The following is a 22,195-nucleotide window of genomic DNA, read 5'->3' on the forward strand; positions in this document are numbered from 1 at the left end:
ATGTCGAGAATTATAGGAGAGCGTCATAAAAGATAAGAAAAACTCTTTATTTGGAGTTTTTCTTAAAATAAATTTGCAATTGTGGTAAACCTAGAATACGACCGGAACGCAGTGGAGTGCCCGCCTGCTTCGGGCAGGGAGAGATCTACCTCGAGACAGATTTTGCTTCGCAGAGCCTTCGGGTTCTCGACTTCGCTACACTCCGCTCGAAATGACGGTGCGGGGGTGAATTCCGCTAACTTGAAAGGAGTTAAAATACTAATCTTTAAACTTCTTCATAAAATTACTCACGCTTTCCTCTAAATTTCCCTCGGCGATGGCTTTAACGAAAGCAGTACCGATAATTGCGCCGTCTGCATACGAGCAGGCTTTATCAAAAGTTTGTTTATCGCTGATTCCGAAACCGATCATGGTAGGGTTTTTAAGGTTCAGGTTTTTAATCCTGCTGAAATAGGCTTCGGTAGTATCGCCAACTTCGAGGTTTTTACCCGTAGTAGCTGATGAGGACAACAGATAAATAAATCCGTTGGTTAAACCATCAATTTTGTGGATACGTTCTTCAGCGGTTTGAGGGGTAATTAAAAAGACATTGCTCAGGTTGTGTTTTTCGAAGCAATCTTTATAAGATTCCTCATACTCTACCATAGGCAGATCGGGCACAATACAGCCATCTACGCCTACTTCGGCACAGGCCTCGCAGAACTTTTCTACGCCAAACTGCAAAACCGGGTTTACATAACCCATTAACAAAACCGGGATGCTTACTTTTTTGCGCAGATCTTTTAACTGTTCGAAAAGCAGCTGAAGTGTCATGCCCTGATCAAGCGATTGTTTGCTACTCGCCTGAATTACCGGTCCATCAGCAACAGGATCAGAGTAAGGGAAACCGATTTCGAGTATATCGGCATCTGATTGCTCTAGTAATTCAGCAATTTCTAAAGTGTCGCCTGTATTTGGATAACCAGCGGTATAATAAATTGATAATATATTTTTCTTCTCCTGGAAGAGTTGTTTAATTCTATTCATTTTTTTTGAGATGTGAGATTGGAGATGTGAGATATGAGATTGATGACCTGGTAAGGAAATCTACTGTCTCATATCTCGCGTCTCAAATCTATCTATAGGTTAAAATATTTAATATAGGTATCTAAATCCTTGTCGCCACGACCTGAAAGGCAAACAACTACATTTTCACCGCCTTTAAATTCCATTTTTTCTAAATAAGCCAGGGCATGTGCACTTTCGATGGCAGGAATAATTCCTTCCAGTTGTGTACAAAGCAAACCTGCATCTAAACTTTCTTCGTCGGTAATAGAAACATATTGTCCGCGGCCGGTTTTAAACAAATGCGCATGTTGCGGACCAATGCCCGGATAATCTAATCCGGCTGAAACCGAATGCGGTTCAACTACCTGACCGTCTGGTGTTTGCATTAAAATACTTCTGCTACCGTGTAAAACACCTTCTTTACCCAGATAAGTCGTAGCGGCAGAAAATCCGCTCGATACGCCTTTTCCGGCTGCTTCAACAGCAATCAGTTTAACATTTTCATCATCCATAAAATGATAGAACATGCCCATGGCGTTACTTCCACCGCCAACGCAGGCCAGAACATAATCAGGCTGGTCGCTTCCGGTTTGTTCCAATAATTGTTTTTTGGTTTCTTCGGAGATGATCGATTGAAAAATCGCCACCATATCAGGATAAGGGTGAGGTCCCACTACCGAACCGATAATATAATGCGTATCAACCGGGTTATTGATCCAATCGCGCATCGCCTCGTTAGTAGCGTCTTTTAAGGTTTTACTACCAGAACTTGCCGGAACAACCTTTGCCCCCAGCATCTTCATACGGGCCACGTTTGGTGCCTGACGTTCGATATCAACCTCGCCCATGTAAATTACACATTCGAGGTTACGCAAAGCACAAACCGTTGCCGTGGCTACCCCATGCTGCCCAGCACCTGTTTCGGCGATAATCCTTTTTTTACCCAGTTTTTCGGCCAATAAAATTTGTCCGATGGTATTGTTGATCTTATGTGCCCCGGTATGGTTTAAATCTTCTCTTTTTAAGAAAATATTGGCACCATAACGTTCAGAATACCTTTTAGCAAGGTATAATGGCGAAGGGCGGCCAACGTAATCTTTTAATAATTGATGAAATTCTTTTTGAAAACCGGCATCATCAATAATCTTTAAATAGTTTTGACGCAATTCTTCTACGTTCGGATAAAGCATTTCGGGGATGTAAGCACCTCCAAAATCTCCGTAATATCCTTTTTCGTTTACTTTGTATTTCATATTTCTTTTCTTTTCCCCCTTGGTTGAAACCAGGGGTTATGAATAACAACTTATTTATTCATTTCTTTAATAAATGCTTTAATCTTTTCTGCATCCTTCAGGCCAGGTTCGGTTTCGAAACGGCTGTTGATATCGAGTGCATATAAACGTTCGTCGTTTATGTTTTTTATAGCAGCGGCATGTTCTAAATCAATTCCACCACTTAAAAAGTAGGGTTTGGTGTGAGTATATCGGTCTAAAACAGACCAATTAAATGTTTTTCCGGATCCGCCATGTATTTTCGTTTTGGTATCAAAAAGAAAATAATCCACCACATCCAAGTAAGGCTCTAAAGCTGAAAAACCGAAATCTTCATCTATTCCAAAAGCTTTAATTACTTCAAGAACAGGAAATGTTGATTTTAGTTCCACACAATATTCAGGAGACTCACCTCCATGTAACTGAACCGCTTTCAGCTTTAATAAGTGTACCCTTTCCTTTACTTTTTCTAAGTCTTCATTGACGAAAACACCTACAGTTTTAATTTCTGAGGGAATATATTTAATCAATTCTGCAGAAACCTCACTGATTACCCTTGGCGTTTTTTCATAAAAAATAAAACCCATGTAATCCGGCTGCAACTCAGCAACCGTAGCAATATTCGCTGCCAAACGCATTCCGCAAACTTTTAACTTTAACATGCCAGTAAGTTTTTGAAACTGTTTAAGGCCTTTTTACTGTTTAACGATTCTTCGGCTTTGTAATAACAATCAGCAAAAGACAGCTCAGGTTTTATGGTTTTAATGGCCAGTGCAGAATTGCACAGCACCACATTGTTCTGTACATCGGTAGCTTCGCCGTTAAGTACATCCATAAATATTTTGGCTGATGATTCTACGGTATCGCCACCTTTAATGGCATTAACATCTACTTTTTCGAAACCCATATCATCAAGCGTTAAAATCTGCTCCCCCCTGTTGCTAAAAGTTTTTACATCGCAGGTTAACGAAATCTCGTCGTAGCCTTCTAATGCATGTACAATGGTATAACTTTTATCGGTATCCTGATATAAATAAGCATATAAACGGGCCAGCTCCAGACTGAAAACACCTACCATCTGGTATTTTGGCTGTCCGGGATTAACCATCGGCCCCAACATATTGAAAAACGTTTTCACGCCCAGTTCCTTACGGATCGGTGCTACAATTTTCATTGCAGGGTTAAACAAAGGAGCATGCAGAAAACAGATCCCCGCCTTATCTAAATTACGTTTTAAAATACTTTCATTATTGGTAAAAGTATAGCCCAGATATTCCATCACATTGGAAGATCCGCAGCCGGATGAAACGCCATAATTACCATGTTTAGCCACCGGATGACCGGCACCTGCCACTACGAAAGACGATAAGGTAGAAATATTGAAAGTGTCCTTTCCATCCCCTCCGGTGCCACAAAGATCAATCAGATCGTAACCAGACAAGTCTGTTTTTACGCACATATCCAGCATCGCATCGCGGAAACCCTGTAATTCCTGCACCGTAATGTTGCGCATGGCATAAGCGGTAATAAAAGCGGCAATCTGCGAAGAATTGAAAGCACCTTCTGATATGGAGATCAGGATATTTTTCGCCTCTTCCCTGCTAAAGCTCTTGTTCTCGAATAAATGGTTTAATATTTTTTTCATGTTTATTGCCAATATTATTTAACCAGAGATGAAAAGGATAAACACGGATAGAATCTGTGTGTATCTGTGCTCATCTGTGGTTACTTTTTCATTTATCTTGTTTTGCGCCATGGTTTGTGTTTATTCCGGTTCGTGGAGACACGAACCGTGGCGCATAAAAAAAGGATTGCTTTTTGGGCAATCCTCTTCGTTGTGTTTAAAATATTTTAAAATATATAACAATAGAATTTGCCTAACGAATTTCGTTATGCCACCACCAATTGTTATTTAAGTTTTTAATTATCATGTTTGTATAAAGCAAATATTGATATAGTTTTTTAATATTCCAAAATCTTTCTAAAAATATATGTCTTTCTTTAAAAGAAAAGTACAGTTTAATGATGATTTCGGTTTCGGATCCAATCCGGTAACCAAAAATCAGCGCATGCTAAATCCCGATGGTTCAGCAAATATCGAACGTACGGGTTTGCCATGGTTTAAGTTTGATGATACCTATACCCGGTTGGTTACCATGAGCTGGACGCGGTTTTTCTTCGTAATTCTTCTCGCCTACCTTATAGTAAATACCATTTTCGCGGTTTTATACAATGTTGTTGGGATTGAAAATTTAGATGGCGCCAAAGGTGTAACCCTCCGCGATCAGTTTTTTGATGCGTTTTTCTTTTCAGCACAAACCATTTCTACGGTAGGTTATGGTCATATTTCGCCACAGGGTTTTATTACCAGCGTATTGGCCGCTTTCGAAAGCATGCTGGGTTTACTGGCATTTGCATTGGCCACAGGCTTGCTGTATGGCCGTTTCAGCCGACCTACGTCTAAGGTGAGTTTCAGTAAAAAGATGGTGATCGCTCCTTACGAAAATGGTCACGGCTTAATGTGTCGTTTGGTTAATTTGCGTCGCAACCAGCTTATCGAGGTGGAAGTGCAGATGGTGATGTCGTACAACGAAACCGTTGATGGTAAACACGTGCGGAGGTTTTATCCACTGGCTTTAGAACGCGATAAAATCGGTATTTTATCTTTAAACTGGACACTGGTGCATGCCATTACCGAAGATAGCCCGTTTTACGAAAAATCGTTAACGGAACTGCAACAGGCGGAGGTCGAAATTTTTGTGATGTTAAAAGCTTTCGATGATACCTTTTCGCAAACGATCCATACCAGAACGAGTTATCAGGACGAAGAAATAGAAATGGACGCTAAGTTTGATAAAATGTATTACCATAACGAAGAAGGCAAAATGGTGATGGATTATAGTAAGCTGGATAAGGTAACGCCAACAGTGTAAAGGTTTTCTGTTTTTGAAAAGGTTTGAGTTTTTTAGGAAAGCTTTGTTTTTTTAGGAAAGCAAGGTTCTGTGCTAATCGGTTGCGATAGTCCCGCCATTCGCTACAATCTTTTTGTGGTGCTGTCATCCCTGAGGCACGAAGGATCTGTTCCATAGCTTGCAGATGCCTCGTATCTCAGCGTGACAGCCTATTCAGGGTTGCTGCAAACAAAAAGGATTTTCGCTGCTACCGGGTTTAGGTGGGTTGTGTTGGTGCAATGAATAGAACCACCCCGCCTTTCAGGCACCCCTCCAAAGGAGGGGAATTGCCCCTCGTAGTTTCTATGCGATTTGTATTCCCCTCTCCCAGAGGGGTGTCCGCAGGACGGGGTGTTAATTAACGCCCTATAAATTCCACAATATCTTTATACAACTGATTTCCACCAAAAATCATCTGACTAATCATCGGAACATGGCTTTTGCCTTTAATCTCCTTTATTTCGACAGGAACATGGTTCGCTTTAAGCTTTTCGTATAACCTTGGTGTCTGCAATTTAATGGCACCATAAGTTTTACTTCCATAAAAAAGCAGATGCGGATTTTTGATATTGCTTACATAATCCAGCGGCGAGGCCACTTTCCAAACCGCCGGCTGATCGGTAAAAGTCCTGATGAAATCGAAATAAAAATGATCTTTTTCGGCTGTGGTTAAATATTCTTGCATATCCAAACCAAAGGGATCGTTCAGGATTACGCCTTTGATTGGGTTTTTAATTCCGGCTTTTTTAAAATATTTAGGATCAGCATTGATCAGTTCGCCCAGGTGTGCTCCGGCCGAATGTCCCATAACAAAGATTTTGTCCGGACTTGCTGTATAGTCGGCAATATGTTCCTTAACCCATTTTACGGCCAAAGCACAATCATCGGCCATTTTTTCGTACTGAACATTTGGCGCCAAGCGGTAATTGATGATTACGGTAACCACGCCTTTCCGAGCGAAATTTCTGCCCAGCCACCAATATGTTTCCTTTTTACCACTACTCCACGAACCACCGTGAATAAAAATTAAAACAGGTTTATTTTTAACGCTATCGTTTTTGTAAAAAATATTCAGCGTATTGGCCTCATCGGTATTGCCTGCGTAATTGATGTTTTTTACTTTTTTAACCTGTGCAGAAGAAAGTATCGTTTGAAATAGGAGCATCAATAAAACAAGGTATTTGTACATAAACAAGGTTTTCATCTCAGCTTAAATAAACGAAATTGTTGAGGTGGTGGATTTTTGGAATACGACAGGCCGCTTGATCGTCATTTCGAGCGAAGTGCAACGCAGTCGAGAACCCGAAGGCTCTGCGAAGCAAAATCTATATCGAGGTAGATCTCTCTCCCGAATATTCGGGACGTTTCGGTCGAGATGACGACTTTTTATTAAACCTTAAGCCTTAATCAACGGATTCTTTTCTTTCGCAAACAAATCAAATACCTTTTTATCTACAAAAGCCGGGAAAAGTTTATTCATCCATACTGCTAATTTGCCTTGTCCGGTCATGATGAGCGTGCGTTTACGTTGTTCGATCCCATCGGCGATAATGCTGGCCACTTCTTCTGACGACATCATTTTACCTTCGTCCATACTGGTTTCGCCATGCGCAGCGCCATCTTTAGATAAAGCGGTAACACGGATGTTAGAAGTGGTAAAACCAGGACAGGCCAGCAGCACATTTACGCCGGTTTTTAACAATTCGGTACGCAAAGATTCGAGAAAGCCGTTCATTGCAAATTTAGAGGCCGAATAACCTGTTCTGCCCGGTAAACCACGGTAACCAGCAATTGATGAAACGCCAACAATTGTTCCTTTGGTTTTTAAAATCTCAGGCAAGGCATATTTGGTACAATAAACTGTTCCCCAGAAATTTACATCCATCAGGTTTTTAAGTACCGATAAATCCAGGTCGTTAAACAGGGCACGCATCGATAATCCGGCATTATTAACCAAAATATCAATCTGTTGAAACGAAACTAAAGCTTGTTTAATAATCAGTTCGCAATCCGCTTCTTTACTCACATCGGCCTGAACCGCTACCGCCCTGATGCCATATTTTTTCTCCAGATCGGCTGTGATTTCGCAAAGGGTTACATATTGACGTGCAGCTAAAACCAGATTGGCGCCACGTTTTGCAAATTCTTCGGCACAGGCTTTTCCAATTCCGCTCGAAGCTCCGGTGATGATGATTACTTTATTTTTTAGGTTCATTTGTAGTAGTGAGTTATTGAGTAGCAAGTATTAAGTAGCAAGTATCAAGTATTGAGTAGCGAGTATTTTGTAACAAGTATTGGTAGCAAGTATTAAGATTTGATATCGCTAGGGTTATATTGTGATTATTTCATCATTGCGGTTTCGTAAGGTACGCGGGTAATGATCGATCTGCCCAGCGTAATTTCATCTGTATATTCCAGTTCTCCGCCAAAGGCAATTCCGCGGGCAATGGTGGTTACCGGTACATTAAATTCTTTTAGCCTTTTGTACAGATAAAACAAGGTGGTATCGCCTTCCATGTTCGGGCTTAAAGCTAAAATCACTTCTTTAATGCCACCGTGTACCATTCTGGCCACCAATCCATCAATAAACAAATCAGAAGGGCCGATGCCATCCATTGGAGAAATTAATCCACCCAAAACATGGTACACCCCGAAATATTGTCCGGTGTTTTCGATCGCCATTACATCGCGGGTATCTTCTACTACACAAATGGTTTCTTTATCGCGTTTAATTGAGGTACAGATTTCGCACACGGCATAATCAGAAATATTATGGCAGGTGCTGCAATGTTTAATCTGCTGTTTTAACCTGATAAAGGTATTGCCAAACTGATTCACTTCTTCCTGCTCTTTGTTTAAAAGATGTAAAACCAAACGCAAAGCTGTTTTTTGCCCTACACCAGGAAGTTTCGAGAATTCGTTTACCGCATCTTCCAGCAGTTTGGATGAAAAATTCATGGTACAAAAATAGGTAAAATCGTTCATTGGTTCAATAGTCATTAGTGAAAGGGTTAAGCGGTTAATTGTTTAAATTGGTTAACTGAAAATTGCATATTGCTTTAGTAGTTCATTGTTAATCGAATATTGGTTCATTGGATTTTCCTCCATTATCCATATTACATCTTACATTTTCCGTCTCCGACCATTAAGAAATTAAGGACATTAAGATTTTTCTCTTTGCTATTGATCATTGTAAATTAATTATTGGTTATTGCATATTGGTGATTGATAATTGGAGATTTGGTTATTAGGCGCTTGAACTTTGGACTGTAGACTGAGGACTATGGACTAATCTTCGGACTTCCGACTTCGGACTCAAGAATATTGCTTGATTTGATAGTTTTCTTTACATTTATCAGCTTAATACGAAACTATGTCTCCAACCATTCTATTATGTTTCCTGATCGGTTACTTTTTACTGCTGATCATTATTTCATTTGTAACCTCAAAAAACTCATCCGATAATTCGACTTTCTTTGTTGCCAACCGGAATTCTAAATGGTACCTGGTTGCTTTTGGGATGATTGGCACGGCACTTTCTGGTGTTACCTTTATATCCGTTCCGGGAGAAGTTGGCGCACCCAGCGGAAACCAGTTTCAGTATTTTCAGTTTGTTCTGGGGAACGCGGTCGGTTTTATTATTATCGCAACGGTTTTGCTTCCGCTTTACTACCGGATGAACCTTACGTCGATTTACAGCTATATTGAAAGACGATTAGGCCATTATAGCTATAAAACCGCAGCCTCTATTTTTTTACTAAGCCGCACACTGGGATCGGCCACCAGATTATACCTGGTAGTAATTGTTTTACAGCGTTTTATATTTGATAATTATGGCATTCCGTTCTGGTTAACCGTGTTGATTTCATTGGCGCTGATCTGGTCGTACACTTTTAAAGGCGGTTTAAAAACCATCATTATTACGGATACCTTACAGACGTTTTTCCTGGTTTTATCGGTTTTCCTTACGATTTATTTCATCTGTAACAGTTTAAATTTTAGCATTCCACAGGCATTTGAAACGGTAAAAAACAGCAGTTATTCTAAAATATTCTTTTTAGATGATTTCCTGACCAACAAATTCTATTTCAGTAAACAGTTTATCGGTGGTATTTTTGTAACCATCGCCATGACGGGTTTAGATCAGGATTTAATGCAGAAAAACCTGAGCATGGGTACCATTAAGGAAGCACAGAAAAACATGTTTACGTTTACAGGGGTATTTGTAATCCTAAATGTATTCTTTCTAAGTGTAGGTGCTTTATTATACATTTTCGCTACAAAAAACGGCATCGATATTCCTTTGGATCACATTACCGGTAAACCAAGAACAGATTTACTATTTCCCGAAATTGCTTTAAATAATCTGGGCGCCATACCGGCCATTATTTTTATGCTGGGTTTAACTGCTGCCACTTTTGCCACTACCGATTCGGCACTTACAGCTTTAACCACGTCGTTTTGTGTCGACTTTCTAGGGATGGATAAAGCAGAAAATGTAAATGCAAAAGATGCTGTAAAAAAGCGTCACACCGTACACGTAGCGTTTTCTATTCTGATGTTTTTAGTGATCATCGTCATCAATGCATTTAACAGTTCGTCGGTAGTGAGTTTAATTTTTACCATTGCTTCTTACACCTACGGACCGCTTTTAGGGTTATACAGTTTTGGATTATTTGTCAAAAAACGCGGACTTCATGATAAATTAGTGCCGATAGTTTGCTTATTATCACCTTTTTTATGTTACTTGCTTGCAACGAACTCGACCACTTTATTGGGCGGTTACGTTTTTAGTGTCGAACTGATTTTAATTAACGGTTTAATCACATTTATAGGCTTGTTGTTCATCAGCAAAAAAACTGATGCGCAAACCAAATTTTAATATTAGAATAACAGTATATGACGAGTGAAGAAAAAATTAGAAGTGCTTTCGAAAACAAAGACTGGCAGGAAATTAAAGTAACCGATTCCTGGCAAATTTTTAAAATCATGGCCGAATTTGTGGATGGCTTTGAAAAACTGGCTAAAATTGGCCCATGTGTTACCATTTACGGATCTGCCCGTACGGCCCAAACACATAGATATTATCAATTGGCAGAACAATGCGGTAAATTATTAACCGATCGTGGTTATGGTGTAATTACTGGCGGTGGTCCGGGTATTATGGAGGCTGGTAATAAAGGCGCGCATACTAATGGCGGTAAATCGGTGGGTTTAAACATTGAGCTACCTTTTGAGCAGTTCCACAATAAATACATCGATCATAATAAATTACTGGAGTTTGATTATTTCTTTGTGCGCAAAGTAATGTTCATGAAATATAGTCAGGGTTTTGTGGTTTTACCAGGTGGTTTTGGCACCATGGATGAGCTTTTCGAAGCTTTAACGTTAATCCAGACCGGAAAAATTGCACGTTTCCCTATTGTATTAGTTGGTGTTGATTATTGGGGCGGGTTAATTGACTGGATTAAAGGAACGATGTTGCAAAAAGAACACAATATCCACGAAGAAGATTTAAATCTTTTCAGATTGGTAGATACAGCAGAGGAAGCTGCTGAGCATATTTTCCGTTTTTATGATAAATATGTACTTAAACCGAATTTCTAGATTGGTTTAATCGTTCATTTGCCATTGGTTTATTAGTCCTTTGTGGATGGTTAATTGTTTATCCTTCAACTACGCTCAGGATGACAAAAATAATCAAACTGAGAATTGTAAATTGATTATTGAACTTTGATAATTGGTCATTTGTAAAAAAAAGTGCTTACAAACAATAAGCACTTTTTTTATTCCTTTTAAGGTGTAACTGTAACAATTCCAAGCCACTTCCATCTAAAATGAAACGCAATTAATATGTCGAAATTTATCAATTGGAGAAGTAACTGGCTCAGCGGTGATTTTCAGCTTTTCACAGATGGTGTTCAAAAAGGTATAATTTCTTTCAGTAGGTGGAGAAGCGATGCAGAAAGCATGTTTGAAGATAAAAACTATTTTTTCTCAAATGTGGGTTTCTGGCAGTCACAAACCAATGTAATCAACAGGAAAACCCATGAAGTGGTTGCAATCATTACTTACGATAGCTGGAAATCGAAGGCGGTAATCAGCTTAAAATCAGGCGAGCAGTACGAATGGAGATCAACTGGTATATGGAAATCGCAGTTTACCGTAAGCAATTATAAAGATGAGCATATTATGTACAGCTCGAATAGCAATACCGGAACAATATCTTCTGATACAGATAATGAATTATTGATTATTGCGGGTTTATTCATCAAACACATTTACAATAAACGTGTTGTTGTACTTGTTGCTTGCTTTATGCCCCTTATAATGATATCAATTAACCGTCATTAAAAAATAAATTAAAATCCTTTTGTGAGATGGAACAGGTATTGAATTGGAGAAAAGGTTTATTTGATAGTAATTATCAGGTAATTAATAATGGCTATTTAAAATTTTCGCTGAATTTTGGCTCATGGAAAAATACGGCCATCGCCACTACACAGGCGGGAATTTACCTGTTAAAAAGTGAAGGTTTTTCTAAGCCTGAAACCAAAATCATTGATAATAAAAATACGGTTTTAGCTGTAATTACTTACGATTGGCTGGGTTTTAAAGCAAGAATTGAATTTGCCTCTGGCGAAACTTTCGACTGGAGCTATCAAAACAGCTGGTTAAGCCGCTGGTCGTTAAATAACCATAAAGACAAACAGATTCTTTTTAACGCCTCAGCAGGAAATGGATTGATCCATACCAATGTGGATGACGATATGCTGGTTTTGACAGGGCTTTTTATCCGTGAATACTATTCGAGGTTACTTTTTGGACTTATCGTCTTTATATGCTGCATGCTGACTTTTAAAAGTATTTTTTAATAGATAAACGATCGTCATCCCGAACAATTTATTGTAAAAAATCAATATATTGACAGAGAAGTTAATGAGTATACACTCAAAAAACACCGTCATTTCGAGCGAAGTGCAACTTGTACCGATTTCACATCGGTAACGTAGTCCAGAACCCCAAGGCTCAGCGAAGCTAAATCTAACTCGAGATAGATCTCTCCATTCCACTACGTTTCAGTCGAGATGACGACTTTTTTTAAAGAAAAACTTCCGAAGTCTTCCCTTCACGCTTTCCCTTTCAGACTTCTGAAGAAAAACGCCTAAAGTCCGCTTACTCCCCCACTTACCACCAGTTTCATGGCGTCGGCAGCAGTCATATTTAAATCGGTAACTTGATCTCTTTTTACAATGCAAAGCTGACCTGCGAAGGAGTAAGAGAGTGGGAAATATACCGCTACTTCATCAGGCAGATTGAGTTTATGCAGGTCATTCTGTGTTAAAAAACCAATTTTTTTTAATCCCCCTTCCACTTCTACCAGTACAGGGTGATTAAATTTTTTCTCGTCGCCTACAAAAGCTTCTGTTAAGTCTTTTATGGAGGAATAAATAAAGTTCAGAAGCGGCAACCGTTGCATCATCCGCTGGAACCAATTGTACATTGGCTCGGTTACCAAATTGGTTACAAAAATACCGGCGAGTAAGATAATCGTTAAAACCGTTAATAGTCCTAAACCCGGGATGTTGCGACTTTCTCCTGTTCGTGGATTTACGCCTAAAATATTATTTACGTTTAACCAGCTATCAACAGTTGTAACTGCCCAAACTACAATAAAAATACTCACAGCAATGGGCACAACAATTAATAAACCTTTAATCAAATAGTTTAAAATAGCTTTCCCGACTTTATTCATGGTGCAAAATTAGGAAAAATATGGTTAAATGGTTAGGATTGTTATATTGTTTGCTTGCTTGGCTATTAATTGATGATTTCTCATACTTTTCAACTGTATTTTTGCCCGTTTTACCAACAATGAAGCAATAAAACAATTTAACAATCTTTCTTATTCGTAGAAATAAACCCTCTTTACCCTTTGCGAGATATTAGTTAAAATTTCATAAGGAATGGTATTAATGTCTTTTGCAAGCTGCATAATGGTGTGTTGCTGATTGAAAACGATGGCTTCATCACCCGGTTTTACGTCGATACCGGTAACATCCAGCATGGTCATATCCATACAAATTGAGCCTATTACCGGCACTAAATGGCCATTAACGAGCATTTTGCCTACACCATTACCAAAATACCTCGTATAACCATCAGCGTAGCCAATTTTTACGGTGGCTATTTTTCCGCCATTGGGCATCACGCCTTTTCTGCTGTATCCCACGGTTTCGCCAGGTTCTAAAGTTTTTACCTGTGTTACGGTTGTTTTAAGTACCATTACCGTTTGCAGGCCACGATTATTAGCCAGGGCAGAATCAAAACCATATAAACCAATACCTAAACGCACCATATCAAATTGTGCTTCGGGCCAGCGCGAAATACCAGAAGTATTGGAAATATGCAGCAATGGTTTATAAGCTAAAACATTGACCAATTGATCTGCAATGCTCTTAAATTTGTCGATCTGTTGCCCGGTAAAGCCGTCATGCTCTGCGGCATCACTGGCCACTAAATGAGAAAAGATACTTTGCACTTTTACCCTTGCCGAATCTTTTAACAGGCCAGATAAGGCATCCATTTCCGGTTGATCAAAACCTAAACGGTGCATGCCACTATCGATCTTGATGTGGATCGGATAATCAAAGTCATAATCCGATAAGGCGTTTAAAAAGCTGTTCAGAATTTCTACACTGTAAATTTCGGGTTCGAGCCTGTGTTTAATAATGGCTTCGAAAGCAGATTCTTCAGGACTCATTACCATAATGGGCAGCGTAATTCCTGCTTTGCGCAAAGCGATGCCTTCATCTGCATAAGCTACCGCCAGGTAATCTACCTTGTGAAACTGGAGTAAATTGGCAATTTCAAAACTTCCGCTTCCGTAAGAAAAGGCCTTAACCATAGCCATAATTTTAACTCCTGGCTTCACCTTAGAGCGGTAAAACTGCAGGTTGCCCACCATGGCATTGAGGTCGATTTCTAAAACTGTATCGTGTATTTTCTGTGTAAGAAGTTTACTAATCCGGCCAAATTCGAAACGCCTTGCCCCTTTTACCAATATGGTTTCGTGGTTAAACTGCAAACCTGGAAAAGCTTCAATAAAAGCGTTGGTGTCATTAAAAAATTGTGTTTCGAACTTAAAGAGATCAGCATAACGCGAAATGTGCGTTCCGACACCAATTAACCTGTTTACCTTTTTCTGTGAAAGCAGTTCAGCAATTTCGGTGTACAAATCCATATCGTCCCTGCCTGTTTCAAACAATTCGGAAAGGATAACAGTCTTTTTAGGATGCTGGTTTTGCTGATTTAAAAAATCGAGTGCAATAGCTAAAGAAGAAATATCAGCACTGTACGAATCATCAATAATCGAACATTGGTTAATGCCATTTTTCAGTTCGAGGCGCATGCTTACATGGCTTAATTTTTCCAAACGCTGATCGGCCTGCTCCGGAGTATATCCTAAAGCCAGTAAAGTTGCCCAACAGATCATGCCGTTTTCAATTGAGGCTTTATCCTTAAATGGCAACATGCATTCTATTTCTGCGTTCTGGTAAATGGCTCTTAAATAACAATTTCCCTCAATAGGTTCAACAGTAGTAATCTGTAAATCGGCCACCTGTTTACTGCTCCAGCTGAACTTTTTCTTCCCCGGTAGATCTTTTGTATTTACCTCAGTTACATATTCTGGAGCATAAATAAATAATTCTGAAGCTGCAAAAAGTTTCAGCTTTTCCGTGAGTTTTTCTTTTTTAGAGCTGAATCCTTCTGCATGGGCTTCGCCGATATTGGTTAAAATTCCGACTTGGGGGCGGATAATTTCGGCCAGGCGATCCATTTCGTTTACCGAAGAAATTCCGGCTTCAAAAATGCCCAGCGTATCGTCGGCTTCAATCTGCCAAACGGAAAGTGGCACCCCAATCTGTGAATTATAACTTTTTGGGCTTTTTACGATACTGAAATCAGCAGCCAGAAGCTGATAGAGCCATTCTTTCACAATCGTTTTTCCGTTACTTCCGGTAATGCCAATGGCTTTAAGATTAAACTGATTACGGTGATAAATGGTGAGCTGTTGTAAGGCAGCCAAAGCATCATTTACCAATAAAAAATTACAATCGGGATATTGATTAACATATTTGGCTTCGGTAATTACGAAATTGCGGATATCCTTTGCATAAGCATCTTTTATGAATTCGTGCCCGTTACGGTGCGACGACAAGGCAAAAAATACAGAATTTTCCGGCACCAAAACCGAACGACTATCGATCACCAGGTAGTGAATAATTACCTCTCCATCAACTAATTTCGTGTCGGCATTTAAAATTTCGGCTATTTTGGCTAAGGTATATATCGGGTTTTGCATGCTATTATATTCAGAAAAATACGGTAATCGCTATTATTTTTACGAATTTCAGTAATTAATTATGAAAAGCGGTAAACAAGAGGCAATATTATTGGATAAAAAACAAGCTTTGGCCAAAGCGGAAAGTTTTTGCGTTTATCAGGAACGCTCTCAAAAAGAAGTACGTTATAAACTGGTAGAATGGGGCATGCGTGGTGATGAGCTGGAAGAAATTATTACCGACCTGATCATCAACAATTTTTTGAATGAAGAAAGGTTTGCCAAAAGCTATGCATCGGGCAAATTTAACATTAAACACTGGGGCAGGGTTAAAATTAAGCAGGGATTAAAATTAAAAGGCGTACCTGATAAAATTTTACAAAAGGCAATTTACAGCATCGATGATGATGATTATTTGCAGACGATAGAAAAGTTAGCCCTCAAAAAAGCAGAAAGTTTAGGTGAAAATGATCCTTTTAAAAGAAAAAACAAGCTGATGAGCTACCTTCAGGCAAAAGGTTTTGAAACTGATTTAATTTTACTTGTACTGAAAGCCAGCAATTTAAATTAAATATTAAATTTTTAACAAGAAATCTCTTGACAGAAATATAAATCTGCCTATATTTGCATCACCAAAACGAAACAACAACATCAGTTTTGTTAATGCGAAAGTAGCTCAGTTGGTAGAGCACGACCTTGCCAAGGTCGGGGTCGCGAGTTCGAATCTCGTCTTTCGCTCCAAAATGCCTTCCTACCAGAAGGCATTTATTTTAAACTTAACCAAGCCGGTGGAGATCGGCAGCGGCTAATGCTCGGGTGGTGGAACTGGTAGACACGCAGGACTTAAAATCCTGTGCTTTCAAAGGCGTGCGGGTTCGATTCCCGCCCCGAGTACATCAAAAAAAATCGAACAAAAACCTTTCAGAAATGAAAGGTTTTTTTGTTTAAGGTCCGAATCTCTTCCGGGACATATTTAATCTTCAAAATTCTAAGCACCAACATTACCTGTTTTTACTTCTCCTGCCCTTTTATAGGTAACAATAATTACTCCGCTTGGCGTTACTACACTCTCTGTTAAAGTAAGTGCAGCAGGGATAGCACCGTTATCAAACAGCTTTTTCCCCTGACCTAAGGTTAAAGGATATATTTTGAGGCGTAATTCGTCTACCAGGTCATTTTTGAGTAGAAGCTGAATCAGCTTACCACTGCCCCACACCTGAATGTCGGCACCTTCCGAATTTTTAAGTTTTTTAATATCTGCTACATTTTTTAGGAAATTGCTATTTTTCCAGTCTGATTTTTCCCTGGTTTCCGATAATACATACTTTGCACCTTCATTAATGCCAAGCCAAAAATCGGCATGCTGTGGCCAGTAGGACTCGAAAATCTCAAACGTTTTTCGGCCCAGGAGGTATTCTGCCGGTTTCAGTTCTTCGGTAATAATCTTGCCAAAAACTTCATCGCCGTAAGATGCAGTCCAGCCCCCGTATTCAAAACCACCTGATGTATCCTCTTCAGGACCACCCGGGGCCTGCATTACACCATCTAATGTAATCATGGTTAAAACAGTTATTTTTCTCATATCATATAGATTTATGTTTAAATTAATTGGCAGCAGCTATTTTAGAAGTTGCTGTTGCTATCTTGCAATATTTGATTCTAGTAAACAATACAAAGATGAGGTTCATTTTAAAATTCAATCGCGTGAAGAAACGACAACTTAAGGGGTAAAATCCGACAAGAAAGATTGGCAATTAAAATCAAAAAAACCTGTTGCTAATTTCAAATACCGGATGGTTAATATTTTCACCAAATCAATAAATTTATTTTACCCAGTTTAAATTTATCGTCCTGATTTTTAAGCATTAATACATCAACCCTAAATTTTATTTTATTTTTTTTTGCATTGAAAAGTTTAATTTCTATATTTGCAACCCCAAAGGAACACAGCTGATGTGTAAATTTGCGAAAGTAGCTCAGTTGGTAGAGCACGACCTTGCCAAGGTCGGGGTCGCGAGTTCGAATCTCGTCTTTCGCTCCAAAATGCCTTCCTACCAGAAGGCATTTTATTTTAAACTAACCAGGCCGATGGAGATCGGCAGCGGCTAATGCTCGGGTGGTGGAACTGGTAGACACGCAGGACTTAAAATCCTGTGCTTTCAAAGGCGTGCGGGTTCGATTCCCGCCCCGAGTACACACATTGGTTTTAAATTTATCAAGTAAATCGTGGTAAATTTAACCGGACAAGACAAAAACAAACCTGGCAAGTATTTCAAAGCTAGGTTCAACTCCGTTACAGTCCGCAATAACCATCAACAAGAATTATAAAAGCCTGCAAATGATACATTTGCAGGCTTTTATTTTTATGTGCTACGCCCATTTCTTTAATAATGCATAAAAATAGCTAGGGTAAATCGTGGCAGTTTTTATTTCTGAATAAATTGCCACGATTTACATATAAAAAACTGTAAATGTACTAGTTCATACCATCTACGATAACATTAACAAATGGAGTTCCATTAGAAACCGCATCCAAAAGCTAGAGCATAAATTAAAAAACAAATACAGCATTATACCAGGATAGTTGACTTTACGATCAGTGGAGATATGCAGAAATTGAGGAATAAACTAGCTACAAATTAGTTGTGACAAAAAACTATATAAAACATACAATAGTATATATTTCAATAAAATAGAATTGCAGTTTAATAAAGATAGAGAGGTTATTTTCGATCTTTGCTTAGTTTTGGTAGCCAAAAGAGCAGATTATTACCTAAAAAACGGGCTTCTAAATGACTATACATAGTGTAAAAATTAATTTATTTCACTAACTTAATGACATTAAAATTAATATCGTCTAACAAGTTGAGAATAAATGCAAATAAATAGGTTGCTCGGTAGATTTTTAGTTTTGTCAGCTTTACTTTCAGCAAACTCCTGTATAAAAAAGGATCAAGAAGGCATCGATTGGAGAGAATTGGATAAGGCTTATAGAATGCAACCCCAGGATTCCATAAAACTGGATGCAGTTGCCTTTCTAAAATCGAACATATCCGATATCAGCTTTACAGAACCCGTTTTTTATAACTATAACACAGGGCAGATAAAAAAACTTTCACTGGATTCCTTCCAAAATCCAACTGAACTTAATAACTATATAAAAACTGAGCGGTTAAATACCTTAGCTTATCACCGCTATGACATTACTTCACTTTCAACAGAGGATATACGCAGAACCATAGATGACTCCTACAAAATCTGGAAGGATAACCCCTGGAAGCTTAACATTCCCAAGGAGATCTATCTCAACTATCTGCTCCCTTACAAGGTAATGAATGAGTCTCCAGTTGGTAACTGGCGCAGCTACTTCTTCAATGTTTTTAAGTTCCTACTGCCCATAAATAAAACTTCTGATACGCCTATGGCACGGAAAGATATAGATAGCTATATCGAAAAAGGGATTATAACCCTCGCACCGCCTAATGTATTCAGCGGAAATAAAGGCGATTTCCGATTCTCCACCTGGCCCTCACTCCAGGAGATGCTGACGGCCAGGAGTGCTGATTGTCATAGCGAGTCACTACGGAATGCCTATCTCTACAGGTCACTTGGAATACCAGCTGCAGTGGATTTTACACCATTTTATGGAGGTGGGAATGCGGGGCATTCTTCAGCCGTCTTCTGGGATTCCCAAAAGCAGGCATTTACGCCTAAGGCAGGTCAGGGATTTAATCCCGATTACAAAGCTTCGAAAATTTTCAGACTGAGTTTTCTTAAGCAAAAAATCTGGCAGGATACCATTCTCAACCTTGTAGGTAGCCCGGATAATTTCAGCATAGAAGAATTAAAAAATAACCATTGGTATGATGTAACCCGGGAGCATATCAAAACTTCAACAGTTACAATGCCTATGCCCGGCAACAGATTGAACTACGCCTATATATGCACCTATACTTATGGCAACTGGCGTCCTGTTTATTATGGAACAAAAAACAAAGAAAGCGCTTTTTCCTTCCGCGACTTAGGCCTTGACGTGATATATCAAACTGCAATTCCTGAGGGTAAAGGGTTTAAACTGACCGGCAGCGTCTTTCTCCTGGACAGTGCAGGAGTAATAAAGATGATTAAAAAGGCAAATGGTGCACCAGCAAGATCAATTGCGCTGAGTAAGATAAATTATGGAAGTGAGGCATGGATTCAAAAAAATAAAAGCTACACCCTGCGGGCAATCGACGAAAAAGGCGCGTGGCGAGACATCCAGACCCGTACAGCTGTTAAAGATTCCGTAATCAACTTTTCCAATATTTCCCTTGAAGGACTATACCTGCTTAAATGCAACGATAAATCCAAACGGCTGGAAAGACCATTCATATGGGTTAACAATACAGTGAGGTGGTATTGAACTATCATATCCGGACTGCTCGCTTAAGCAGGCAATCCGGATTGAATTATTGAGTAACATTTACTCCATGATTGTTTAATTGTAGACCGTTTTATCTATGCTGATGAGTAGTGGGCTGAGGTAAATATAACCTTCTACAGCGTTCTTTCTAAGCGGATCGTAATCGAACAGCTTATTTATTTTTGGAATAAGCATGTCGAGGGAGATTTTATGACCATCAATCTTTTTAGAACTATAGTTGACCACAAGCACGGAGATGGGTAAAACCAAGATGCTTTTTCCCTGAGACGGAACCAAAGAACTATAATCCAATTTTTTAAGGCCTTCGTAATTTTTGATTATCGCATTTCCTAAACTATCATTGACAACTATCTTTTCCACAATCGTCTTACCCTTCGTTTTCATAAGTTCTATCCGGATAGCTAAGCCATAGAAGCCAGCAGAATCACTCAGCTTTTTTGCATCAATCACAACGCATGCCTGGATTTTTTTATTTATAATTTCTCTTTGGTTATTTTGTGCGAATGTCGATATGGATAGAGATGCGAACATTAATATAAAACCGATACTTCTAAAATAGGTTATAAGTTGATGAATTTCTTTAAAAAGCATTTTATATCACTAAGTTTTAAAGTTATTTGAGTCCTATTTCAATGTCAAAAATCTGCCTGCTCGAGAATCTGTACATTTCGCCTAAAGAAAATAGTATCAGCTTACCATTATCTTTTACTTCTGGATATATCAGATTATCTTTTGAAAAATTTCCTTTTTGTGTAGTTCCCCAAGATAGGCCGTTTACGGCTAATACATCTTCCTTTCTGTTAAAATGCCAGGTTATGTTCTTTAAAAGAATCGTCTTTTGAGTATTGCTAACGTTTGGCTTTTGGGTATAGGCGTCAAGTAGCGAAATCCGTTCCTTGTAATTCTTCTTACTTTGATCTGCCAAAAGTTCCATGCCTGTAAAATCGATAAAACTGAAAGCTCCTTTCACTGTCAGCTTTTTTTTTGACTATCTGCTTGCAAAGAGTATCGTTAATAATTTTTAAACTGATATCTATCTGCTCACCTGGATCTAAAAATCTATAGTTATACAGATTAAGCTCGCTGCTGTCATTTCTTAAAAAAAATGAATTGGAAGTTTTAAGTGGTCTCAAGTCTTTATTTACAAGATAGATTTCTTGTGTTATGGGCGAAGCCAGATAATTGCCAGAAATATCTGATTGGTTAAAAATAGCAGCAATACTAAAGTCGTTTGCCCATACCAATTGCGAAAATGGCAACGAATTCTTATAACTTATTACCAAGACGGAGTCTTTAACAGTAAAATTGGCCTTCACTTCAAATTTCCCACCCAAAACCGTTGAGTTTTGAGCATACAAATTATGGCTGGTCATTACTAAAATTGTAATGACCAGTCTTTTAATTATTGCGGACAAGAAAGTTTGCTTGATTGCCATCTTGTAGATTTTTTTGAAAGAATTAACTCGAAATATTTACTCTATTTTGAACAGCTAGAATTAATGCATGAATTAATTTTATTTTTATTACTTATATAATCGACTGTTTGACAACTATTTAAGCTCTTGACACAAAGATTGTTTTCTTACAAATCTAAATACTGAGTTTTTAAGCAGAGCCTAATTAATTTTTCCATGAGCAGAAGGCAGATTGGCATCAACAATTGGTTCCAGTATGATTAAAGGTTTTCCAGAAACCTCATCGGGGATAAAATTCTTTATGCTATTTAAAAAACCGTTTTTATAATCTACCGAATCATCCGTTATATTGTAAAAATAATAAGGAAAAAGCACAATTTTTGAACCATACTCTTTAAATTTAAAGTTATCTACTTTCATCTTTTTTAATAAAGAATTGTCAAGCGCGAATGTTTTTTGTTTCAGGATTCAATTTATTTGAGTAGTACAGGGTATCAATTTTTCCTTCTTCATCAAAGGAAATTGCTATCGCAAAAAAGTGCGCAAAATTCTTTTTTGTATTTAAATAAGTGTCTTCACTCGCACCTTTAATAAGACATCGGCTAATATACACGGCCAACTTTGGTGTTTTCTGTCCAAAGGCTACGCTACCTAATAGCACAATAAAAATAAATAGTAAATATTTCATGATTAATTACAATATGTTCCCTTTTTGTCAGTTGCTGATTTATTAGTATGCTGGC

Annotated in this window: 22 protein-coding genes and 4 tRNA genes; 11 read left to right on the forward strand and 15 right to left on the reverse strand. The window is 38.6% G+C overall.

The window, feature by feature from the left end; genetic code table 11:
- Positions 1–258: 258 nt before the first annotated feature.
- The 4 genes from trpA to trpD form a co-directional block, all read right to left on the reverse strand.
- Positions 259–1,026 carry a tryptophan synthase subunit alpha gene (gene trpA, locus ACTJKC_RS21990; RefSeq protein ID WP_440795355.1) on the reverse strand — a complete coding sequence of 256 codons (768 nt, stop codon included), beginning with the start codon at positions 1,024–1,026 and terminating at the stop codon, positions 259–261.
- A gap of 92 nt (positions 1,027–1,118) precedes the next feature.
- Complete coding sequence (trpB, locus tag ACTJKC_RS21995) at positions 1,119–2,300, reverse strand: tryptophan synthase subunit beta (protein ID WP_440795357.1); 1,182 nt, start codon at positions 2,298–2,300, stop codon at positions 1,119–1,121.
- 50 nt (positions 2,301–2,350) lie between these two features.
- On the reverse strand, positions 2,351–2,980 hold the full coding sequence (locus ACTJKC_RS22000; RefSeq protein WP_440795359.1) for a phosphoribosylanthranilate isomerase: 630 nt from the start codon (positions 2,978–2,980) through the stop codon (positions 2,351–2,353).
- Positions 2,974–3,963: an anthranilate phosphoribosyltransferase gene (gene trpD, locus ACTJKC_RS22005; RefSeq protein ID WP_440795361.1), complete on the reverse strand. Its 990-nt coding sequence runs from the start codon at positions 3,961–3,963 to the stop codon at positions 2,974–2,976. The genes ACTJKC_RS22000 and trpD overlap by 7 nt, the downstream gene beginning before the upstream one ends.
- Positions 3,964–4,309: 346 nt before the next feature.
- Between trpD and ACTJKC_RS22010 the strand changes: the two genes are divergently transcribed.
- Positions 4,310–5,251, forward strand: a complete 942-nt coding sequence (locus tag ACTJKC_RS22010) for an ion channel (RefSeq protein WP_440795363.1) — start codon at positions 4,310–4,312, stop codon at positions 5,249–5,251.
- Between the two features lie 376 nt (positions 5,252–5,627).
- On the opposite strand, the gene ACTJKC_RS22015 is transcribed toward ACTJKC_RS22010, so the two are convergent.
- From ACTJKC_RS22015 to recR, 3 genes are all read right to left on the reverse strand, one after another.
- Positions 5,628–6,473 (reverse strand): alpha/beta hydrolase, encoded by an 846-nt coding sequence (locus tag ACTJKC_RS22015; protein WP_440795365.1) that lies wholly within the window; start codon positions 6,471–6,473, stop codon positions 5,628–5,630.
- 192 nt (positions 6,474–6,665) lie between these two features.
- Positions 6,666–7,484, reverse strand: coding sequence for an SDR family oxidoreductase (locus ACTJKC_RS22020; RefSeq protein WP_440795367.1), 819 nt, complete (start codon positions 7,482–7,484; stop codon positions 6,666–6,668).
- Between the two features lie 125 nt (positions 7,485–7,609).
- Positions 7,610–8,227, reverse strand: coding sequence for a recombination mediator RecR (gene recR / locus ACTJKC_RS22025; protein ID WP_344850280.1), 618 nt, complete (start codon positions 8,225–8,227; stop codon positions 7,610–7,612).
- A gap of 415 nt (positions 8,228–8,642) precedes the next feature.
- On the opposite strand from recR, the gene ACTJKC_RS22030 reads away from it, so the two are divergent.
- The 4 genes from ACTJKC_RS22030 (at position 8,643) to ACTJKC_RS22045 (ending at position 12,144) form a co-directional block, all read left to right on the forward strand.
- Positions 8,643–10,151 carry a sodium:solute symporter gene (locus ACTJKC_RS22030; RefSeq protein ID WP_440795369.1) on the forward strand — a complete coding sequence of 503 codons (1,509 nt, stop codon included), beginning with the start codon at positions 8,643–8,645 and terminating at the stop codon, positions 10,149–10,151.
- A gap of 17 nt (positions 10,152–10,168) precedes the next feature.
- Positions 10,169–10,876, forward strand: coding sequence for a TIGR00730 family Rossman fold protein (locus ACTJKC_RS22035; protein ID WP_029278019.1), 708 nt, complete (start codon positions 10,169–10,171; stop codon positions 10,874–10,876).
- A gap of 246 nt (positions 10,877–11,122) precedes the next feature.
- On the forward strand, positions 11,123–11,623 hold the full coding sequence (locus tag ACTJKC_RS22040) for a hypothetical protein (protein WP_440795374.1): 501 nt from the start codon (positions 11,123–11,125) through the stop codon (positions 11,621–11,623).
- 26 nt (positions 11,624–11,649) lie between these two features.
- A complete protein-coding gene (locus ACTJKC_RS22045; RefSeq protein WP_344849985.1) occupies positions 11,650–12,144 on the forward strand; it encodes a hypothetical protein in 495 nt (164 codons plus the stop codon).
- Positions 12,145–12,434: 290 nt separating this feature from the next.
- Here the strand turns inward: ACTJKC_RS22045 and ACTJKC_RS22050 are convergent, their stop codons facing one another.
- A complete protein-coding gene (locus tag ACTJKC_RS22050; protein ID WP_344849982.1) occupies positions 12,435–13,025 on the reverse strand; it encodes a DUF502 domain-containing protein in 591 nt (196 codons plus the stop codon).
- A 150-nt stretch (positions 13,026–13,175) separates the two neighbouring features.
- Positions 13,176–15,635 (reverse strand): bifunctional UDP-N-acetylmuramoyl-tripeptide:D-alanyl-D-alanine ligase/alanine racemase, encoded by a 2,460-nt coding sequence (locus ACTJKC_RS22055; RefSeq protein WP_440795377.1) that lies wholly within the window; start codon positions 15,633–15,635, stop codon positions 13,176–13,178.
- A gap of 61 nt (positions 15,636–15,696) precedes the next feature.
- On the opposite strand from ACTJKC_RS22055, the gene ACTJKC_RS22060 reads away from it, so the two are divergent.
- The 3 genes from ACTJKC_RS22060 (at position 15,697) to ACTJKC_RS22070 (ending at position 16,508) form a co-directional block, all read left to right on the forward strand.
- Positions 15,697–16,185: a regulatory protein RecX gene (locus ACTJKC_RS22060; protein ID WP_440795379.1), complete on the forward strand. Its 489-nt coding sequence runs from the start codon at positions 15,697–15,699 to the stop codon at positions 16,183–16,185.
- A 94-nt stretch (positions 16,186–16,279) separates the two neighbouring features.
- A tRNA-Gly gene (locus ACTJKC_RS22065) sits at positions 16,280–16,355 on the forward strand.
- A 69-nt stretch (positions 16,356–16,424) separates the two neighbouring features.
- A tRNA-Leu gene (locus ACTJKC_RS22070) sits at positions 16,425–16,508 on the forward strand.
- Between the two features lie 94 nt (positions 16,509–16,602).
- Here the strand turns inward: ACTJKC_RS22070 and ACTJKC_RS22075 are convergent.
- On the reverse strand, positions 16,603–17,196 hold the full coding sequence (locus tag ACTJKC_RS22075; RefSeq protein WP_440795381.1) for a dihydrofolate reductase family protein: 594 nt from the start codon (positions 17,194–17,196) through the stop codon (positions 16,603–16,605).
- 383 nt (positions 17,197–17,579) lie between these two features.
- On the opposite strand from ACTJKC_RS22075, the gene ACTJKC_RS22080 reads away from it, so the two are divergent.
- From ACTJKC_RS22080 to ACTJKC_RS22090, 3 genes are all read left to right on the forward strand, one after another.
- Positions 17,580–17,655 (forward strand) — tRNA-Gly (locus tag ACTJKC_RS22080).
- 69 nt (positions 17,656–17,724) lie between these two features.
- A tRNA-Leu gene (locus tag ACTJKC_RS22085) sits at positions 17,725–17,808 on the forward strand.
- A gap of 681 nt (positions 17,809–18,489) precedes the next feature.
- Complete coding sequence (locus ACTJKC_RS22090) at positions 18,490–20,016, forward strand: hypothetical protein (protein ID WP_440795383.1); 1,527 nt, start codon at positions 18,490–18,492, stop codon at positions 20,014–20,016.
- 75 nt (positions 20,017–20,091) lie between these two features.
- On the opposite strand, the gene ACTJKC_RS22095 is transcribed toward ACTJKC_RS22090, so the two are convergent.
- The 5 genes from ACTJKC_RS22095 to ACTJKC_RS22115 all read right to left on the reverse strand — a co-directional run bounded on the left by ACTJKC_RS22095 (position 20,092) and on the right by ACTJKC_RS22115 (position 22,140).
- On the reverse strand, positions 20,092–20,628 hold the full coding sequence (locus tag ACTJKC_RS22095) for a hypothetical protein (protein WP_440795385.1): 537 nt from the start codon (positions 20,626–20,628) through the stop codon (positions 20,092–20,094).
- 22 nt (positions 20,629–20,650) lie between these two features.
- Positions 20,651–20,971 (reverse strand): hypothetical protein, encoded by a 321-nt coding sequence (locus ACTJKC_RS22100; RefSeq protein ID WP_440795387.1) that lies wholly within the window; start codon positions 20,969–20,971, stop codon positions 20,651–20,653.
- The gene (locus ACTJKC_RS22105) at positions 20,946–21,473 is read right to left on the reverse strand and encodes a hypothetical protein (protein WP_440795388.1); all 528 of its coding nucleotides are present in this window, start codon (positions 21,471–21,473) and stop codon (positions 20,946–20,948) included. Before ACTJKC_RS22105 ends, ACTJKC_RS22100 begins: the two co-directional genes overlap by 26 nt.
- A 180-nt stretch (positions 21,474–21,653) precedes the next feature.
- Positions 21,654–21,872, reverse strand: coding sequence for a hypothetical protein (locus tag ACTJKC_RS22110; protein WP_440795390.1), 219 nt, complete (start codon positions 21,870–21,872; stop codon positions 21,654–21,656).
- Positions 21,873–21,891: 19 nt separating this feature from the next.
- Positions 21,892–22,140: a hypothetical protein gene (locus tag ACTJKC_RS22115; protein WP_440795392.1), complete on the reverse strand. Its 249-nt coding sequence runs from the start codon at positions 22,138–22,140 to the stop codon at positions 21,892–21,894.
- Between the last annotated feature and the right edge of the window lie 55 nt (positions 22,141–22,195).

It is taken from the genome of Pedobacter sp. 22226, from assembly GCF_052045455.1.
GTDB classification, from domain to species: Bacteria; Bacteroidota; Bacteroidia; order Sphingobacteriales; family Sphingobacteriaceae; genus Pedobacter; species Pedobacter jeongneungensis.

Excerpts from the sequence above, each read along its gene's own strand:
- trpA (WP_440795355.1), bottom strand. The coding sequence starts at position 1,026 with ATGAATAGAATTAAACAACTCTTCCAGGAGAAGAAAAATATATTATCA.
- trpB (WP_440795357.1), bottom strand. The coding sequence starts at position 2,300 with ATGAAATACAAAGTAAACGAAAAAGGATATTACGGAGATTTTGGAGGT.
- ACTJKC_RS22000 (WP_440795359.1), bottom strand. The coding sequence starts at position 2,980 with ATGTTAAAGTTAAAAGTTTGCGGAATGCGTTTGGCAGCGAATATTGCT.
- trpD (WP_440795361.1), bottom strand. The coding sequence starts at position 3,963 with ATGAAAAAAATATTAAACCATTTATTCGAGAACAAGAGCTTTAGCAGG.
- ACTJKC_RS22010 (WP_440795363.1), top strand. The coding sequence starts at position 4,310 with ATGTCTTTCTTTAAAAGAAAAGTACAGTTTAATGATGATTTCGGTTTC.
- ACTJKC_RS22015 (WP_440795365.1), bottom strand. The coding sequence starts at position 6,473 with ATGAAAACCTTGTTTATGTACAAATACCTTGTTTTATTGATGCTCCTA.
- ACTJKC_RS22020 (WP_440795367.1), bottom strand. The coding sequence starts at position 7,484 with ATGAACCTAAAAAATAAAGTAATCATCATCACCGGAGCTTCGAGCGGA.
- recR (WP_344850280.1), bottom strand. The coding sequence starts at position 8,227 with ATGAATTTTTCATCCAAACTGCTGGAAGATGCGGTAAACGAATTCTCG.
- ACTJKC_RS22030 (WP_440795369.1), top strand. The coding sequence starts at position 8,643 with ATGTCTCCAACCATTCTATTATGTTTCCTGATCGGTTACTTTTTACTG.
- ACTJKC_RS22035 (WP_029278019.1), top strand. The coding sequence starts at position 10,169 with ATGACGAGTGAAGAAAAAATTAGAAGTGCTTTCGAAAACAAAGACTGG.
- ACTJKC_RS22040 (WP_440795374.1), top strand. The coding sequence starts at position 11,123 with ATGTCGAAATTTATCAATTGGAGAAGTAACTGGCTCAGCGGTGATTTT.
- ACTJKC_RS22045 (WP_344849985.1), top strand. The coding sequence starts at position 11,650 with ATGGAACAGGTATTGAATTGGAGAAAAGGTTTATTTGATAGTAATTAT.
- ACTJKC_RS22050 (WP_344849982.1), bottom strand. The coding sequence starts at position 13,025 with ATGAATAAAGTCGGGAAAGCTATTTTAAACTATTTGATTAAAGGTTTA.
- ACTJKC_RS22055 (WP_440795377.1), bottom strand. The coding sequence starts at position 15,635 with ATGCAAAACCCGATATATACCTTAGCCAAAATAGCCGAAATTTTAAAT.
- ACTJKC_RS22060 (WP_440795379.1), top strand. The coding sequence starts at position 15,697 with ATGAAAAGCGGTAAACAAGAGGCAATATTATTGGATAAAAAACAAGCT.
- ACTJKC_RS22075 (WP_440795381.1), bottom strand. The coding sequence starts at position 17,196 with ATGAGAAAAATAACTGTTTTAACCATGATTACATTAGATGGTGTAATG.
- ACTJKC_RS22090 (WP_440795383.1), top strand. The coding sequence starts at position 18,490 with ATGCAAATAAATAGGTTGCTCGGTAGATTTTTAGTTTTGTCAGCTTTA.
- ACTJKC_RS22095 (WP_440795385.1), bottom strand. The coding sequence starts at position 20,628 with ATGCTTTTTAAAGAAATTCATCAACTTATAACCTATTTTAGAAGTATC.
- ACTJKC_RS22100 (WP_440795387.1), bottom strand. The coding sequence starts at position 20,971 with ATGGAACTTTTGGCAGATCAAAGTAAGAAGAATTACAAGGAACGGATT.
- ACTJKC_RS22105 (WP_440795388.1), bottom strand. The coding sequence starts at position 21,473 with ATGGCAATCAAGCAAACTTTCTTGTCCGCAATAATTAAAAGACTGGTC.
- ACTJKC_RS22110 (WP_440795390.1), bottom strand. The coding sequence starts at position 21,872 with ATGAAAGTAGATAACTTTAAATTTAAAGAGTATGGTTCAAAAATTGTG.
- ACTJKC_RS22115 (WP_440795392.1), bottom strand. The coding sequence starts at position 22,140 with ATGAAATATTTACTATTTATTTTTATTGTGCTATTAGGTAGCGTAGCC.